This is a genomic window from Pseudomonas sp. S3E12 (assembly GCF_001702295.1).
GTDB classification, from domain to species: domain Bacteria; phylum Pseudomonadota; class Gammaproteobacteria; order Pseudomonadales; family Pseudomonadaceae; genus Aquipseudomonas; species Aquipseudomonas marginalis.
The window spans coordinates 132616-148391 of the sequence record NZ_MBDT01000021.1 but is presented as its reverse complement, the minus strand read 5'-3'; the positions used below and the strand labels follow the sequence as shown (position 1 = coordinate 148391).

17 protein-coding genes are annotated in these 15776 nt (G+C 59.3%); 7 read left to right on the top strand and 10 right to left on the bottom strand.

All coding sequences use genetic code 11. The features are described from left to right. Positions 1 to 11 precede the first annotated feature (11 nt). Both BB029_RS17350 and BB029_RS17345 read right to left on the bottom strand, forming a co-directional pair. The gene (locus tag BB029_RS17350; RefSeq protein WP_065940104.1) at positions 12 to 380 is read right to left on the bottom strand and encodes a dihydrofolate reductase; all 369 of its coding nucleotides are present in this window, start codon (positions 378 to 380) and stop codon (positions 12 to 14) included. Between the two features lie 43 nt (positions 381 to 423). After that, a complete protein-coding gene (locus BB029_RS17345; RefSeq protein ID WP_065940103.1) occupies positions 424 to 987 on the bottom strand; it encodes a dihydrofolate reductase family protein in 564 nt (187 codons plus the stop codon). A 111-nt stretch (positions 988 to 1098) separates the two neighbouring features. On the opposite strand from BB029_RS17345, the gene lepB reads away from it, so the two are divergent. After that, positions 1099 to 1767 (top strand): signal peptidase I, encoded by a 669-nt coding sequence (gene lepB / locus BB029_RS17340; protein WP_065940102.1) that lies wholly within the window; start codon positions 1099 to 1101, stop codon positions 1765 to 1767. A gap of 216 nt (positions 1768 to 1983) precedes the next feature. Next, complete coding sequence (locus tag BB029_RS17335) at positions 1984 to 2766, top strand: SDR family oxidoreductase (protein WP_065940101.1); 783 nt, start codon at positions 1984 to 1986, stop codon at positions 2764 to 2766. Here BB029_RS17335 and BB029_RS17330 read toward each other — a convergent pair. After that, on the bottom strand, positions 2763 to 3092 hold the full coding sequence (locus BB029_RS17330; RefSeq protein ID WP_065940100.1) for a helix-turn-helix domain-containing protein: 330 nt from the start codon (positions 3090 to 3092) through the stop codon (positions 2763 to 2765). The two genes, BB029_RS17335 and BB029_RS17330, sit on opposite strands and share 4 nt — an antisense overlap. 112 nt (positions 3093 to 3204) lie before the next feature. Between BB029_RS17330 and BB029_RS17325 the strand changes: the two genes are divergently transcribed. Next, the gene (locus BB029_RS17325; protein WP_065940422.1) at positions 3205 to 3663 is read left to right on the top strand and encodes an HIT family protein; all 459 of its coding nucleotides are present in this window, start codon (positions 3205 to 3207) and stop codon (positions 3661 to 3663) included. A gap of 60 nt (positions 3664 to 3723) precedes the next feature. Here BB029_RS17325 and BB029_RS17320 read toward each other — a convergent pair whose 3' ends face one another. The 7 genes from BB029_RS17320 to BB029_RS17290 form a co-directional block, all read right to left on the bottom strand. Next, on the bottom strand, positions 3724 to 4062 hold the full coding sequence (locus BB029_RS17320) for a Na+/H+ antiporter subunit G (protein WP_065901007.1): 339 nt from the start codon (positions 4060 to 4062) through the stop codon (positions 3724 to 3726). Next, positions 4059 to 4337, bottom strand: coding sequence for a K+/H+ antiporter subunit F (locus tag BB029_RS17315; RefSeq protein ID WP_005789171.1), 279 nt, complete (start codon positions 4335 to 4337; stop codon positions 4059 to 4061). Before BB029_RS17315 ends, BB029_RS17320 begins: the two co-directional genes overlap by 4 nt. Next, the gene (locus BB029_RS17310; RefSeq protein ID WP_065940099.1) at positions 4334 to 4822 is read right to left on the bottom strand and encodes a Na+/H+ antiporter subunit E; all 489 of its coding nucleotides are present in this window, start codon (positions 4820 to 4822) and stop codon (positions 4334 to 4336) included. Before BB029_RS17310 ends, BB029_RS17315 begins: the two co-directional genes overlap by 4 nt. After that, positions 4819 to 6501, bottom strand: a complete 1683-nt coding sequence (locus BB029_RS17305) for a monovalent cation/H+ antiporter subunit D (protein WP_065940098.1) — start codon at positions 6499 to 6501, stop codon at positions 4819 to 4821. The genes BB029_RS17310 and BB029_RS17305 overlap by 4 nt, the downstream gene beginning before the upstream one ends. Continuing rightward, positions 6498 to 6842, bottom strand: a complete 345-nt coding sequence (locus BB029_RS17300; RefSeq protein WP_003192163.1) for a Na+/H+ antiporter subunit C — start codon at positions 6840 to 6842, stop codon at positions 6498 to 6500. The genes BB029_RS17305 and BB029_RS17300 overlap by 4 nt, the downstream gene beginning before the upstream one ends. After that, a complete protein-coding gene (locus BB029_RS17295) occupies positions 6842 to 9763 on the bottom strand; it encodes a monovalent cation/H+ antiporter subunit A (protein ID WP_065940097.1) in 2922 nt (973 codons plus the stop codon). Before BB029_RS17295 ends, BB029_RS17300 begins: the two co-directional genes overlap by 1 nt. A gap of 124 nt (positions 9764 to 9887) precedes the next feature. Further along, on the bottom strand, positions 9888 to 10817 hold the full coding sequence (locus BB029_RS17290) for a DMT family transporter (protein WP_027606294.1): 930 nt from the start codon (positions 10815 to 10817) through the stop codon (positions 9888 to 9890). A 92-nt stretch (positions 10818 to 10909) separates the two neighbouring features. Here BB029_RS17290 and BB029_RS17285 point away from each other — a divergent pair, with 92 nt between their 5' ends. From BB029_RS17285 to BB029_RS17270, 4 genes are all read left to right on the top strand, one after another. Next, positions 10910 to 11473 (top strand): helix-turn-helix domain-containing protein, encoded by a 564-nt coding sequence (locus BB029_RS17285; protein ID WP_065940096.1) that lies wholly within the window; start codon positions 10910 to 10912, stop codon positions 11471 to 11473. 113 nt (positions 11474 to 11586) lie between these two features. Next, the gene (locus tag BB029_RS32935; RefSeq protein WP_141696560.1) at positions 11587 to 12729 is read left to right on the top strand and encodes a hypothetical protein; all 1143 of its coding nucleotides are present in this window, start codon (positions 11587 to 11589) and stop codon (positions 12727 to 12729) included. A gap of 129 nt (positions 12730 to 12858) precedes the next feature. Continuing rightward, complete coding sequence (locus tag BB029_RS17275) at positions 12859 to 14322, top strand: hypothetical protein (RefSeq protein ID WP_141696559.1); 1464 nt, start codon at positions 12859 to 12861, stop codon at positions 14320 to 14322. A 252-nt stretch (positions 14323 to 14574) separates the two neighbouring features. Beyond that, a complete protein-coding gene (locus BB029_RS17270) occupies positions 14575 to 15771 on the top strand; it encodes an SfnB family sulfur acquisition oxidoreductase (RefSeq protein WP_065940093.1) in 1197 nt (398 codons plus the stop codon). The last annotated feature ends 5 nt before the right edge of the window (positions 15772 to 15776 follow it).

The following is a 15776-nucleotide window of genomic DNA, read 5'->3' as shown; positions in this document are numbered from 1 at the left end:
CACCCTCGTGATCATCGTTGAACAGGGGGCAGGTACAGCCTGTCCACAAAGTGTATCGCTTGGTCATAAAGCTCTGGCCCGCCACCGATATGAATTTCCTCGGGGGTGTAGAGGGCTGCGCGTTCTAGTGCCGCTGCCAGGGATTGGTAGGCGATAGCGTGCTCGTGCACATAGTCAGGGTTTCTGGACAGCACGATGTTGGGCCGATCGGCCAATGGCCTACCGCTGAGTGCAATGACCGACTCGAAGGTTTTTCGGCCCATGATGACCGGTTTGCCAATCGTCTTGGCAGCGAATCTGCGCAGATCATCCGGCACCATTCGCAACAGCCCGCCGGCTTTGCCGATGGAGCGATTACGGCTGCCTATGCCTGCGACCAATGCGAGGGGGTGGGTTCATGGTCTGTTCCTTCAGAGAAATCCATTATTGCGCGGCGTGAGCGCCTGACATTACTTGATACCGACTTTGCACAAAACCATTGTCCGACACATAGGTGCCAATATGCTGCAGCTCCCGCTCACTGCCAACCTGGCTGAACAGTGGAATGCCTTGCCCCAGCAAAACCGGGATACGCGTAATGATCAGCTCATTGACCAGGCCCGCGTCAAGAAACGCCTGGATCGTCTGGCCACCGTCGATATAGAGGTGCTTCATACCGCGTTCGGCTAACGTTGCCACGAGTGAGGTGACGTCTGCTGCCATGACCTCGACCTTGCCCTCCAGATGCGCAGGGATCTGCAGAGGCTGATGGGAGAGTGCAATGACGGGAGTGCCCTCGTAGGGCCAATCCGGGAAGGACAAGACTTTCTCCAGGGTTTTGCGACCCATTACCAGTGCATCGACCGTGGCGATGAAGCGTTCATAGGTTACGCCGCTCAGCTCGGCGGTTTCGTATTCCGGTCGGTGCAACCATTCGATATCACCGTCTGGACGGGCAATAAAGCCGTCGACGCTGGTTGCGATAAAAACGGAACAGTGGATATCCATGGCGAAAACTCCTTTTAGTGCGCTTTGACGCTAATATTCATTTAATCCTCGGGTGCCACAACCGGGCGTCTGAGAAACAGTCTGATGCCCCTTTCTGCCGTGCGAGGATGTATGCGAAGTTGGTTGATCCGTTACCGTTACGCAATCATTTTCTGGATATGCTTCGGTGTTTTCCGTACCTCCCTGGCCGACTGGAATCCGATTCCCTCCGGCTCCATGCGCCCAACCCTGCTGGAAGGCGATGTGGTGCTGGTCAATCGCGTAGCGTATGACCTCAAGGTCCCGCTCACGGATATTTCCCTGGCCCACCTCGATAACCCCCAGCGCGGCGATGTGGTGACGTTTTCGTCACCCAAGGATGGCATGCGCCTGATCAAGCGGATTGTCGGCGTTCCCGGCGACACCCTGGAAATGCGCGATGAAGTGCTGTGGGTCAACGGTACGCCAGCCACCTACAGTGATGCGCAGGACATCAGCGAGCCAATTGTCCCAGGTCATACGGTACCGGGGATCAAGCTGAACGAATTGGCCGCCAACCGCCAGCGTACTGTGCAGTTCATGCCGACGGTGCGGGCGATGCGCAATTTCGCACCAGTGGTGGTGCCGGCCGACAGCTATTTCATGCTGGGGGATAACCGCGATAACAGCGATGACTCGCGATACATCGGCTTTGTGCCACGTCGGCTGTTGATCGGGCGGGCGCATCATGTGCTGGCATCGGCGCAGATCCTGGAGCATTGGATGCCACGCCTGAACAGATTTGGCGCGCCGATCCTGTAGGCGCTGGTTTGCCAGCGATTGCTGTATGTCAGTTGCATCCACAGCGACCGACACGCCGCCATTGCCGGCAAGCCGGTTCCTACCGTTCGACGTGTGACGCGGCCCCCTGAATCCAGGCACTTACTTTTTGGTGAGCCCATCACCTTTTTGTGCGTTCTTGTGGGCTGTCCATCTCGTTCTTATCCTGCGGTCTTCGTTTACCCAGGAGTAGGTTTCATGAGTTTTGATCTCGGACTAAAAGGCCTTCGTGCACTGGTCACCGGTGGCACCAAAGGTATTGGCGCGGCCGTGGTGACGGTGTTGCATGAACAAGGCGCGCAGGTGATTTCGGTCGCGCGTTCGGCGGCGGATTCGACGCTTGAAGGCGTGCATTTCATCGCTGCCGACCTGGGCACTGCCGCGGGTTGTGCGAGCGTGACCGAGGCGGTGAAGGATCGGTTTGGTGGGGTGGATATCATCGTCAATGTGCTCGGCGGTTCCAGCGCGCCGGGTGGTGGTTTTGCGGTACTGGACGATGAGCAGTGGGCGAGTGCGCTGGGCCAGAACCTGATGGCGGCGGTGCGGTTGGATCGGGCGTTATTGCCGGGGATGATCGAGCGTCGGGCAGGGGTGATTATTCATGTCACGTCGATCCAGCGAGAGTTGCCGTTGCCGGAGTCGACCACAGCGTATGCCGCTGCAAAGGCGGCGTTGGCGACGTATAGCAAGAGCCTGTCGAAAGAAGTGACGCCCAAGGGCATTCGGGTGGTACGGGTTTCTCCAGGCTGGGTGGAGACTGACGCGGCGGTGGCGCTGGCGGAGCGTCTGGCGGAGCAGGCGGGGACGGATTACGAGGGCGGCAAGCAGATCATCATGCAGGCGCTCGGCGGCATTCCGCTTGGACGGCCGGCCAAGCCCCAGGAGGTGGCTGACTTGATCGCCTTCCTGGTCTCGCCCCGCGCCGCGTCGATCAGCGGGACCGAGTACGTGATCGATGGCGGTACCGTTCCCACGGTTTAAGTCGTCGGCTTGGCAGCCTGCCATTTGAGCAGGCCATCCAGCACCGGGCACAGGCTCTGGCCCCACTCGGTCATGCGGTATTCCACTTTGGGTGGCACCACCGGATAGACCGTGCGCTGTACCAGCCCATCGGCTTCGAGCTGGCGCAATTGTTGGGCCAGCATCTTCTGCGAGATATCCGGGATCAGCCGCTCAAGGTCCGAGTAACGTTGCACCTGGCCGCCGAACAGATGGAACAGGATGATCAGCTTCCACCGCCCGCCAAGCCAGGCGAGGGTGGTTTCGACGTCGGCGGCAGCGGTGGCAGGGGTGTAGGTTTTACTCATCGCATACGTCCTTGGACATTTCGGTCATTTGCCATTTGTTTTGACGCCGCCCGAATCCTGGCTTTAGATAGTCGCCACGACCAAACCCACGATGAAACTGGCGGTGATTCAAATGGATTGTATTTTCTGCAGCATTGTTCAAAAGACCTCCCCAGCGCACATTCTGTGGGAAGACGACCAGCATATGGCGTTTCTTTCGATCTTTCCCAACACACCGGGTTTCAGCGTGGTAATCCCCAAGCAGCACTACGGCAGCTATGCGTTTGCGCAGTCGGATGAGGTGTTGGCCGGGCTCGCGGTCGCGGCGAAGAAAACCGCGCTGCAGATTGATCGGGCGTTTCCGGATGTGGCGCGCACCGGGATGATGCTGGAAGGCTACGGCGTGGATCACCTGCATGCGAAGTTGTTTCCCATGCATGGGACGGGGTCGGACAGTGCGTTCAAACCGATCAGTTCAAAGGTGGACAAGTTTTTTGAAACGTATGAGGGCTACATTTCGTCCCACGATTTTGTGCGGGCGGATGATGGGGAACTGGCGCAATTGGCCGCGCATATCCGATCGCTCGCCTGATGTCCAAACTGTAGGAGTCGGCAAGCCGGCTCCTACAAAGGGTTGCGTCCGCCTCAAGCGTCAGCGGCGGCTGCTGACTTCGGCGGGTACATCATCGCCCGCCATGCGCTTGCGAAACAGCGCGGTGCGCGCCAATAGCAGCGTGGTCACCGGCACCGTGATCGAGAGCAAGATCGGGATCAGCCAGCCGTGCAACACCGGGCCCGACTTGAGCACCGAAAAATAGATAATCGACGCGAGCGCCACACACCAGGCACCCAATGTCGAGGCCAGCGCCGGCGGGTGCATGCGCTGGAAGAAGTCTTTCATGCGCAGCAAGCCAAGCGCGCCGATCAACGCAAACACGCTGCTCAACACCAGCAGTACCGCGACGACGATTTCCATCCATAACGGCATCATTCAATCACCTCTCCACGCAGCAGGAATTTGGCCAGGGCAAACGAGCCCACGAAGCCGAACAGCGCAATCAGCAGCGCCGCTTCAAAGTAGGTGTCGCTGGCATATCGAATACCGAGCACCAGCATCATCAGCATCGCCAGGATGTACAGGTAGTCCAGCGCCAGGACCCGGTCCTGGGCCGACGGGCCTTTGAACAGGCGGATCAGGGTCAGCACCATGGCCAGGGAGAACAGGAACAGGCTGAACAGGATCGCATTGGAGAGCAGGGCGCTCATTCGAAGATCTCCATCAGGGGCCGCTCGTAGGTGGTCTTGAAGTGCTCGATAAACGGCGCTTCATCCTCCAGGTCGAATACGTGCAGCAGCAGGATGCTGCGGTCCAGCGCCAGTTCCGACCAGATGGTGCCGGGGACCACGGTGGTAATCATCGACAGGGCGGCGAGGCCGTTGGCGTCGCGCAGGTCCAGGGGAATTTTGACGAAGCGCGAACGCGGTGGGCGTGAGCCGCACACCAGCACGCCCCAGGCCACTTGCAGGTTGGAGACGATCACATCGCGGCCGACCAGGAAAAACAGGCGGATGATCACGCCAGGGCGGCGGATGCGGATCGGCAGAGGGCGCAGCGGCGCCATCAGCAGCGGTGCAAGCAGGCCCAGCAGCGCGCCCAGCAGCAGGTTGCCGGGGCTGACGGACAGGTTCAGCACCAGCCACAGCAACCACAAGGCCAGGGACAACCACGGTGCAGGCAACAGGCGCTTCATGGCTGCACCTCCAGCGCGGCGGTCTTGGCTTCGGGGCTGGGGACCGGACGCGTGGCCATCACCGCCATCACGTAGTGTTCCGGGTTGTTCAGGCTTTGGGCAGTGGCCTGGGTGTAGCGCATCAGCGGCTCGGCCTTGAAGGTCAGCAGGATGCTCAGGCCCAGCAGGAAGAAGATCGGCACGCACTCATAGCGGCGCAGCAAGGGCGACGGGCGCTCTTCCGGGGTCCAGAAGCGCTGGATACCCAGGCGGGCGAAGGCGATCAGCGAGGCCAGGCCCGAGAGGATCAACAGCGCCACCAAACCCCAGGCCGCGGGACGAATGGGTTCATCCACACTGACGCCCAGGCCCAAGGGGTTAACCAGCGCACTCAACAAGCTGAGCTTGCCGATAAACCCGGACAGCGGCGGCATGCCGATAATCAACAGGGCGCAGGCGACAAAGCTCAAGCCGAGGAAGGCCATAGTCCAGGGAATCACCTGGCCGACCACGGCTTTCTGCTCGTCATCCAGGTTCACGCCAGGACGCGGATGCAGGGATTCCATGGCCTTGGGCAGTGCGTCAATCTCTTCATCCAGCGGCAGGTCGTTGGCCGAGCGCGAACGCTCGATCAATTCGGCCAGCAGGAACAGCGCACTCAACGCCAGGGTGGAGCTGACCAGATAGAACAGCGCCCCGGCGGTCAGGCTTGGCTGGGCGAAACCAACGGCCGACAGCAGGATCCCGGCCGAGACCAGGATGCTCAAGCTGGCCATGCGCTCAAGCCGCTGCGCCGCCACCATCGCCAGCGCCGCGCAGATGATCGTGGCCATGCCGCCGTACACCAGCCAGTCGCCGCCAAACAACGCCGACGCGCCGGCCTGGCCGGAGAACAGCAGGGTCCACAGGCGCAGCACGGTGTACACGCCGACCTTGGTCATGATCGCGAACATCGCCGCCACCGGCGCACTGGCCGAGGAATAGGCGGGGGCCAGCCAGAAGTTCAGCGGCCACATGCCGGCCTTGGCCAGGAATGCGGTGGCGAGGATCGCCGCACCGGCATGCAGCAGGCCGCGATCCGCCTCGGGTACCAGCGGGATTTTCAGCGCCAGGTCGGCGAAATTCAGCGTACCGGTCACGCCGTAGATCATCGCCGCGCCAATCAGGAACAGCGACGACGCCAGCAGGTTGATCGCGATGTAATGCAGCCCCGACGACACCCGCGCCCGGCCCGAGCCGTGCAGCATCAAGCCGTAGGACGCCGCCAGCAGCACTTCGAAGAACACGAACAGGTTGAACAGGTCCGCCGTGAGGAACGCGCCGTACAGGCCCATCATCTGGATCTGGAACAGCGCATGGAAACTGGTACCGGCACGGTCCCAACGGGCCATGGCGAACAGCAGCGCGCTCACGCCGATGATCCCGGTGAGCACCAGCATCAGCGCCGAGAGCTGGTCGACCACCAGCACGATGCCGAACGGCACCTGCCAGTTGCCCGGCAGGTACACGCCAATCGAGCCGGGGCCGCCTTTTTGCGTCCAGTACAACAGCAGGATCGCGATGCCCATGCCAATGACGCTGGAGAACAGGTTGATCCTGGCCTTCAGCGGGCGGCGTTTTTCGCCGAGCATCAGCATCAGCGCGGCGGTGAGCAACGGCAGCAGGATCGGGGCGACGATCAGTTGGTTGACCCAATTCATTCCTTGGGCTCCCGGCCGTCCACATGGTCAGTGCCGGTCAGGCCCCGTGACGCCAGCAGCACCACCAGGAACAACGCGGTCATGGCGAAGCTGATCACGATCGCCGTAAGCACCAGGGCCTGGGGCAGGGGATCGGTGTAATTGAGCAGGTCCTGGGGCACGCCGTCCTTGATGATCGGCTCCTTGCCGATAAACAGGCTGCCCATGCTGAAAATGAACAGGTTGACCCCGTAGGACAACAGGCACAGGCCCATCACCACCTGGAACGTCCGTGGCCGCAGGATCAACCAGACGCCGGAGGCCGCCAGGACCCCAATGGCAATTGCGATGACTTCTTCCATCAGGCGGCTCCTTCGGTGGCGGCGACTACTTTGGCCTGGTTGCTTGGTTTATGCGCACGCACCGACTGGTGACCGAGGGCGGTGAGCATCAGCAGTGTCGAGCCGACGACCATGGCGTATACGCCGACGTCGAAGAACAACGCGCTGGCGATATGAATATCGCCCAGCAGCGGCAGGCTGAGATGCCAGGTATGAGTGGTGAGGAACGGGTAGCCGACAAACAACGCGCCGATCCCGGTCAGCGTCGCCGAGAGCAGGCCGAAGCCCATCCAGCGCATCGGCCGCAGGCTCATCTGCGCCTCGACCCACTGGGTACCGGCGACCATGTATTGCAGGATAAACGCCACCGACATCACCAGGCCGGCGACAAACCCGCCGCCCGGTTGGTTGTGGCCGCGCATGAACAGGTAGAACGACACCACCAGCGCAATCGGCAGCAGCAGGCGCACCAGCACCGCCGGCACCATCATGAAGCCGAGGGCGGTGTCGCTGGCCTGGCGCGGGTTGACCAGGTCGGTGGCCACGTCCGGCGCCAGTTGACGCTGCTGTGGCGGCAGCTCCATGCTTTCCTTGGACGGGCGGAAACGACGCAGCAGGGCGTACACCGTCAGCGCCACGGCGCCGAGCACGGTGATTTCGCCGAGGGTATCGAAGCCCCGGAAGTCCACCAGCATCACGTTCACCACATTGCTGCCACCGCCCTCGGGCAGGGCGCGGCTCAAGTAGAACGAAGAAATATCGTTGGGCGTCTGGCGCGTCAGCATCGCATACGACAGCAACGCCATACCGCCGCCTACCACGGTGGAGAGCAGGAAGTCGCGCAGACGACGGATGCGCGCCTTGCGCAGCGAACTGGGCAGCGGCGAGACCTCTTCGATCCGCCGTGGCAGCCAGCGCAGGCCGAGCAGGATCAGTACGGTGGTGACCACTTCCACCACCAACTGGGTCAGCGCCAGGTCCGGCGCCGAGAACCACACGAAGGTGACACAGGTCATCAGGCCGCACACGCTGACCATGGTCAGGGCCGCGAGCCGGTGATACTTGGCTTGCCAGGCGGCGCCCAGGGCGCAGGCAATCGCCAGCAGCCACAGGGTGACGAACACGATGGAGCCCGGGATCTTCGGGCGGTCGCCCCAGCTGAGGCCGCTGTTGAGCATCGGGATCATGGCGCCGATCACTGCGACGATCACCAACAGGAACAATTGGGTCTGCAGGCGCTTGGTGCTGATGCGTTTCTCGATCCTGCGCACGCCGCGCATCATCAGCACCAGGCTGCGCTCGAAGCCGCGCTTGCCGTTGAAGTAGCTGATGATCGGCGGGTATTTGAAGCGGCCGCGTTTCAGTTGTTTGCGTAGCAGCAGGTAGAGCACCACGCCACCGGACATGGCCACCAGGCTCATGATCATCGGTGCATTCCAGCCATGCCAGATCGCCAGGCTGTATTCCGGCAGCACGCCGCCGACCACCGGCAGCGCCGCGGCAGCGAGGATCGAACCGACCACCTGGGCCGGGAAGATGCCCACCAGCAGGCAGGTGAATACCAGCAGCTCAACCGGGGCACGCATCCAGCGCGGGGGTTCGTGAGGCGTGTGGGGCAGGTCGGTGGCGGGCGGGCCGAAGAACACATCCACGGTAAAGCGCAGGGCGTAGGCCACGCTGAACGTGCCGGCAATGGTCGCGATCAGGGGCAGGGCGATTTCCACCCATTGGGTCGATGAGATAAACACGGTTTCAGCGAAGAACATCTCTTTGGACAGGAAACCGTTGAGCAACGGTACGCCGGCCATGGATGCGCTGGCCACCATCGCCAGGGTCGCGGTAAACGGGATCAGGCGTACCAGGCCACTGAGCTTGCGGATGTCCCGCGTGCCGCTTTCGTGGTCGATGATGCCCGCCGCCATGAACAGCGAGGCCTTGAAGGTGGCGTGGTTGAGGATATGGAACACCGCAGCGACGGCGGCCAGCGGGCTGTTGAGGCCCAGCAGCAGGGTGATCAGCCCGAGGTGGCTGATGGTGGAATAGGCTAAAAGGCCTTTGAGATCATTCTGGAACATGGCGCAGTAAGCGCCGAGGAGGAGGGTCAGGGCGCCGGCACCGCCGACGATCCAGAACCACTCTTCGCTGCCGGACAGCGACGGCCACAGGCGGGCCAGCAGGAACACGCCGGCCTTCACCATCGTCGCCGAGTGCAGATAGGCAGACACCGGGGTCGGTGCAGCCATGGCGTGGGGCAGCCAGAAGTGGAACGGGAACTGCGCGCTTTTGCTCAGGGCGCCGATCAGCACCAGCGCGAGCATCACCGGGTACAGCGAATGCGCGCGGATCTGCTCGCCGGCGGCCAGCACTTGGTCCAGGTCATAGCTGCCGACGATATGCCCCAGCAGCATCACGCCCGCCAGCAGGCACAAGCCGCCCGCGCCGGTGACCATCAAGGCCATGTACGCACCACGACGCGCATCGGCGCGATGGTGCCAGTAGCCGATCAACAGGAACGAGAACAGGCTGGTCAGTTCCCAGAAGAACACGATCTGGATCAGGTTGCCGGAAATCACCAGGCCGAGCATGGCGCCCATGAAGGCCAGGAAAAACGCGAAGAAACGCGGCACCGGATCGTCCGGCGACATGTAGTAGCGCGCATACAGCGACACCAGCGCGCCGATGCCGAGCACCAGCATCGAGAACAACCAGGCGAACCCATCCATGCGCAGCACGAAGTTCAGCCCAAGGCTGGGCAACCACATGAACTCTTCGCGGATCACGCCACCGTGGGCGATCTGGGGGGAGAGCAGGGCGACTTGAACGGTTCCGACCAGGGCCACAAGGCCAGCCAGCAGGGATTCGGTGTTACGTGCATTGTGCGGCAGCAAGGCCGCCAGACAGCTGCCGATAAAAGGCAGAAGCAGTAGAACTATCAGGGACATAGGCTTCTAATCTGCGGGAGTTTGGGATGCATCATACGTGCCGCTTTGTCGATCACCAAACGGCAACATGTGGCAGGATCCTACAAAGTAGGTCGAAAACTCCCGTTTGGCATTGTTTCGGACCCTAGCCCTGTTGCTCCTGTTCCCGCTCATCCTGCAACTCGATGGCCTTTTGCCCTTTTGTCTTGATCTCACTCACAATCACCGCCACCACAATCAACGCTGCCCCCAGCATGGCAATCGGCGGGAACCGCTCGCCGGCGATCCGCCCGACAACCCCGGCCCACACCGGCTCACCGGCGTAGATCAACGTGGCCCGTGTCGGCGAAACGCTTTGCTGCGCCCAATTCATGGCGACCTGGATCACCGCACTGGTCAGGCCCAGGCCCACGGCGCTGAACAGCAGCAGCCAGGAGAACCCCGGCAGCGCCTCGCCCATCGGCACCACCATCAAAAACGACAGCAGCGACGCCGTCGCCAGTTGCACCACCGTCACCCGGCGTACGTCCACTTGCCCGGCGAACGCACTGATCAAAATGATTTCCGCCGCTATCGCCACGGCACCGATCAGGGTGGCGATTTCCCCTGGGCTGAAATTCAACGAAGCCCCGGCGGGGCCGGTCAACAACATCAACCCGGCAAACGCCAGCATGATGCCGATGCTTGGCATCAACCCCGGGCGCCGGCCCAGCACCAGCCATTGCAGCAGTGGCACGAACGGCACATACAGCGCGGTAATGAACGCCGACTGGCTGCTCAGGATCGTCTGCAGGCCAATGGTCTGCAGGCCGTAGCCGAACATGATCGCTACGCCGATGAACACGCCCGCCTTCAATTCGAACAACGTCAGGTCGCGCAAGGTACGCAAGGAAAAGAACCCGACCACAATCGCCGCCGCCGCAAAGCGCAGGCCCACGAAAAACATCGGCCCGCTGACAGTCATGGCATGCTGCACCAGCAAAAACGTGCCGCCCCAGATCATGGTGATAAACACCAGGATGCACTCGGCTTTGCTGAAACGGTGGAAACGCGAGGGGGAGTTCGGCGTGGTCATGGCGGCTCGGTCTTGCAAGGGAAAGGCACGGACCGCACAATGCGCCGCACGCTGGGCAGTATACTGCGCACACCCACCCATTGAGCAATATAGTGCACAAAGAAAATCCACAACGGGCCTCGGTCCTGCAGCACGTCAGCCAGAACGTTCGTCGCCTGCGCCACGCCGCCGACCTGAGCCAGACTGCGCTCTCGGAAAAGTCCGGGGTCAGCCGGCGCATGCTGGTGGCCATCGAGGCCGGGGAAAAGAACGTCAGCCTGTCCACCCTCGACCGTGTGGCCGAAGCATTGGATGTGGCGTTCAGCGACCTGATCCAGGCGCCGGATGTGCGCGATCACAGCCGCATCAACGAACTGGCCTGGGCCGGTGATATTCCCGGTAGTAAAGCGATATTGCTTGCCAAGGCCACGGCGCGGCGTGAAGTCGAACTTTGGGAGATGCGCCTGGAGTCAGGTGATCGATATAGCCCAGAACCCGATCCGGAAGGCTGGAACGTGCAGATTTTTGTATTCGACGGCTGTTTGACCCTGCGGCTGGGCGACGCGAAGAAATACATTTCGGCGGGTGAGTTCTTTATGTTTGGCAGCGATCAAAACCATGTCTATTGCAATGATGGCTCGGTGGCTGTTCGGTTTGTTCGCACTGTGGTGATTTGAAGCAACACGGAAAGCTCTGTCGCTATCGTCAGAATAGTCATCGCGACTTACCAAGTATGACGCATTATTTTTCTGTGCTCTCCAAAGGGGATCAATAGAAAAAGGAAATGCCCGTGCCTGTCAATCCACAAAGTATAACTGGCTGGCCTTTGCCATTAGATATTGATGCGCCATCAGTTAATTTGCGCGCCTGCCCGGTAAAACCCAGTAATGAATTCCCGCGACAGTGGAGCAGTTGGGAGGCTGAGCATATTATCGGTGCAGAAGAGAAGAAACGCTCCTCTCCTATCGCCTATGAGCATTCGCCACATCGAAAAAGACGCGAGGATAAACTTTTTAGCCTTCCTCACGTTGATAGAACTATCCTGAATAGGGGTCCATTGTTTTCAAAAAAATCAGCGGCTAAATACAACATGCCTCAAGTAGGGCTAGTCTCCGAGGCTGGCATGGAGACACGCATAGCTCGCTATGCGAACAATCCAGTACTGCCTAATTTTATATACAGTTTTTTAACGGAGCCGAGTGACCCGAAATTCCTTGCTTTTCGGCAGCACCCTGAGCAGTTTCCTGCAACGCCGTTCACTGCGCAGGGGGGGATCGTGCTGATGCCGAATACTCGATACATAGAAAAATATCCCGAGGTTTTTCCAGAGCCAATGGACTTGAGTACTCGCACTCGGCATAGCGGTGGCTATGCGCTGGTGGGGTATTGGGTACCTCCTGATCTCTTTGAAAATCGCCAAGCGTTTCAAGAAGTCTTCAAATATCGCGTGAATACAGGTGTAGGTGTAGATGCGCGGGAAAGTGTAGGTGAATACGAAAAACGTACAGGTCGCACGTTTTTAGTCAACCCTGTTGATGTGCAAAAGGAGCATGTTGAGCTACTTAAGATGTTTAAGGAAATGAGCATGCGCTCCATTGAGAAAGTTTATGGTTATCAACCTGGAAAAGATACCGCGCAGATCTATTTACATAGCCCGATCTACGGAGACTCAACCGCCGGTCTGCATATTCATGTGCGCGTGAATCAGAGGCTGCCGGGCGGTGAGGCCGATGCTGGCAGTATCACATTGGATAAAATGATTGACGTGCTTGAGGGTAAGAAGTTTGGAAGCGGCAATATTAAGAGTGAGTTGTTCGGGTTGATGCCTAAAACTCACTCGGGGCTGATGGTATCCTTCAACTCGGCCTCGAACAAAAAACAATTTGAAGGCATTCCTGTTGTGTATGTTCCCAATCCATGGAAACAGCCTTAGGGAGGCGGTGTCGAGCACGTTTTGACTCAATAATTAAGTGTTGCGCTGCTTTTTGGGTTTGTCCTTCGCCACTCTTGAGTGGGCGAAGCGATATTTGAAATCTTTCAATTTTATACAGAGGTCATGGGTATGTTGGTTTCTCCTGTTTCACCGGCTTTGGTTCCGTATGCCTTGACGCCCGCGCCTTCAAACACACCAACAATAAACGTAGGCATAGAGCACTCTCGCGGATCGGTGCCGAAGGAACCCGTTAATCTGTCGCGTGGAGTACCTGTAGAACGCAGCAGTAATGGGGTTTTATTTACACGTGACGCCCAATTCATTGAGCATAATAACGAGTTGTATCGCGTCAAAAATCCTTACTATACGAACTACGTGGCCGCCGAGGAGGTTGCCATGGGTAATCTATTCTCGATGACGGGACTGGGTGCGCCGAAGATGATGTTGTGCAATGGTTGTGAGGGTTTTTTTGATTTTAATAAAACAACTAGGGGGGATTTTTCTGCGAATGCCGATTTATCAAAGTTTGCGTGTGTTGCGTCCAAGGTCGAGCCGAGCTTCAAGGACCTCGGTACATTCTTGTTAGATACCAGTCTGATGCCTGAACTCATTAGAGGGGCGGGTGAGAAGTCGCTCGTCAGCGACTCTGGAATTAAAAAAAACATCGATTCTTATCATGCTCTCGTTCAGCGCTATAAGCAGGCAGATAGCCATCTTGAAAATATTTATCAACGTTTTCCTGATGGCGAGCATCGGCGAGCGCCGGGAGTGCTTGATGAAGTAAAATCACAAAACCTGATTAAGTTTTCGGCGCTGGAGAAACTGAATGATTTACTGCCGTCGGAGCTAAAGTTTGACCAGCAGCAACACTACTTTGCGTCTCGGCTGATTAATAATTGGGATTATTTGAATTTTTCCTTTTGCAATTTTGGTTACTTCCAACCCGATAATGCCAAGGGTCAATACAGAGGCATGACTGTTGATTTTGGCGGAAGCGGTACCTTGGGTTTTGGTGGGCTTTCCAAGGCAGAGAGTTTTGAGCGGGCAACCCAGGGGGCACGACCGGAGAACCCATTGAAGTCCACCAGCCTGTTTGAGCGAAAGGATTCAACATTCTCCAGCGATTTTCCCCCCTCGCTAACGGGTATCAGCACTATCCCGCGGAGCAGGCCGCTACTTTCTACCATCAAAGATCTAGTCAAGACTGAAAACGATGTTTATGAAGCCAAAAATGTCCAGACTCACGAAAAGGCGCTCGGGCCGGCTTTGGAAGTCGCCTACAGATTGTCGATATTACCTGATCAAGCAATTCAGCAGTTTTTTGCCGAAAACTGGGTGGCAGGCAGTCAGGATTTTCCATATCGCGATAAGAGCCCGGAACATAATGTCAGCACACAACAAATTACAACGATTATGGTCGACAGGAAGAACGCATTTATCGACCTGTTCGGGCAGCGAAACATTCAACGCTGGGAGGCCAACAACTCTGGCAGCGCAGCGCAGGCGAGGGCTCAGGTGGAGCGTTCGGTCAATAGCCTGATTGAAGGCCAGTATAAGATCAGGCCACTTGGCGTTGGTAGCCAGACGATCTGACGCTGTCTACAACAAGCCTTCCTGGAACGTAACGCCTTGTTTATCGCGTTGGTTTTCTGGGGAAAAACTGATGCTCGTTTCGACACGAGAGGATTCAGCTGTTGGTAGCGCAACAGCAATTGGACATTTTGCTGTTTGGTGATGGGCAAAAAATAGCTCTTATTCCTGTAACCCGTTGACGCCTATGGTGATTTAAATCCGGCACGACTCCTGCAGTCACTCCGTTATTCCCTCGGAGCCTGGAGTCGGCCCATGTCTGCCCACCCTCAACAACCTGCCCATATCATCCGCTCGGACGCGGAGGCCATCGAGGTCGCCAAGCGCCTGGCCGAACGCTTTGCCGTCGACGCCAGCGCGCGCGACCGTGAGCGGCGCCTGCCGGTTGCCGAACTGGACGAGTTTTCCGCCAGCGGCCTGTGGGGCATCACCGTTCCCAAGGCCTATGGCGGCGCCGGGGTGTCCTATGTGACGGTGGCCGAGGTGATCAAGTTGATCTCCGCCGCCGACCCGTCATTGGGGCAAATCCCGCAGAACCACCTGGGCGTGGTGGACATCCTGCTGCAAACCGCCACCGAGGAACAAAAGCGCCACTACTTTGGCAAAGTCCTGGCGGGTTATCGCTTTGGTAACGCCTTCTCCGAGGCCAAGAGCAAAAACGCCGGCACCTTCGACACGCAGATTCGCTTCCACGGCGACACCGCGCAGATCAATGGCGAGAAGTTCTACTGCACCGGCGCGTTGTTCGCCCATATCGTGCCCACCGTGGGTAATAACGAAAAGGGCCAGGCGTTCATCGGCCTCGTCGAGCGCGATGCGCCAGGCCTGACCGTCATCGACAACTGGGACGGCTTCGGCCAGCGCACCACCGCCAGCGGCGGCGTGACCCTCGACGGCGTGAGCGTGCCCTTGAGCGCGGTGATTCCCGCCCACCTGGCGTTTGACCAGCCCACCGCCGACGGGCCGATTTCGCAAATCATCCAGGCCGCGGTCGACACCGGTATTGCCGTCGGCGCCCTGGAGCAGGCAAAAATCTTCGCGCGCCAGGCCCGTCCGTGGATCGACAGCCAGCAGGATCACGGTTGGCAGGACCCGTTCACCATCGCCGCCATCGGCGATCTGCAATGGCGTGTGCACGGCACCGAAGCGATCCTCGCCAAGGCCGGCCTGGCCGTCGACCGGGCCCTCGCCGAACCGAATGAAGACACCGTCGCCCAGGCCTCGCTGGTGGTTGCCCAGGCCAAGGTGCTGTCGGCCGAAACCGCCTTGCTCGCCAGCAGCAAACTCTTCGAACTGGCCGGTACCCGCTCGGTCACCGCCAAGCACAACCTCGACCGCTTCTGGCGCAACGCGCGGACCCACACCCTGCACGACCCGGCCCGCTGGAAATACCACCTGATCGGCAATTTCGTGCTCAACGGCGTCAAGCCTGCGCGCCACGCCTGGAACTGAGGACC

Coding starts and splice junctions, on each gene's coding strand:
- BB029_RS17345 (WP_065940103.1), bottom strand. CDS start 987: ATGGATATCCACTGTTCCGTTTTTATCGCAACCAGCGTCGACGGCTTT.
- lepB (WP_065940102.1), top strand. CDS start 1,099: ATGCGAAGTTGGTTGATCCGTTACCGTTACGCAATCATTTTCTGGATA.
- BB029_RS17335 (WP_065940101.1), top strand. CDS start 1,984: ATGAGTTTTGATCTCGGACTAAAAGGCCTTCGTGCACTGGTCACCGGT.
- BB029_RS17330 (WP_065940100.1), bottom strand. CDS start 3,092: ATGAGTAAAACCTACACCCCTGCCACCGCTGCCGCCGACGTCGAAACC.
- BB029_RS17325 (WP_065940422.1), top strand. CDS start 3,205: ATGGATTGTATTTTCTGCAGCATTGTTCAAAAGACCTCCCCAGCGCAC.
- BB029_RS17320 (WP_065901007.1), bottom strand. CDS start 4,062: ATGATGCCGTTATGGATGGAAATCGTCGTCGCGGTACTGCTGGTGTTG.
- BB029_RS17315 (WP_005789171.1), bottom strand. CDS start 4,337: ATGAGCGCCCTGCTCTCCAATGCGATCCTGTTCAGCCTGTTCCTGTTC.
- BB029_RS17310 (WP_065940099.1), bottom strand. CDS start 4,822: ATGAAGCGCCTGTTGCCTGCACCGTGGTTGTCCCTGGCCTTGTGGTTG.
- BB029_RS17305 (WP_065940098.1), bottom strand. CDS start 6,501: ATGAATTGGGTCAACCAACTGATCGTCGCCCCGATCCTGCTGCCGTTG.
- BB029_RS17300 (WP_003192163.1), bottom strand. CDS start 6,842: ATGGAAGAAGTCATCGCAATTGCCATTGGGGTCCTGGCGGCCTCCGGC.
- BB029_RS17295 (WP_065940097.1), bottom strand. CDS start 9,763: ATGTCCCTGATAGTTCTACTGCTTCTGCCTTTTATCGGCAGCTGTCTG.
- BB029_RS17290 (WP_027606294.1), bottom strand. CDS start 10,817: ATGACCACGCCGAACTCCCCCTCGCGTTTCCACCGTTTCAGCAAAGCC.
- BB029_RS17275 (WP_141696559.1), top strand. CDS start 12,859: ATGTTGGTTTCTCCTGTTTCACCGGCTTTGGTTCCGTATGCCTTGACG.
- BB029_RS17270 (WP_065940093.1), top strand. CDS start 14,575: ATGTCTGCCCACCCTCAACAACCTGCCCATATCATCCGCTCGGACGCG.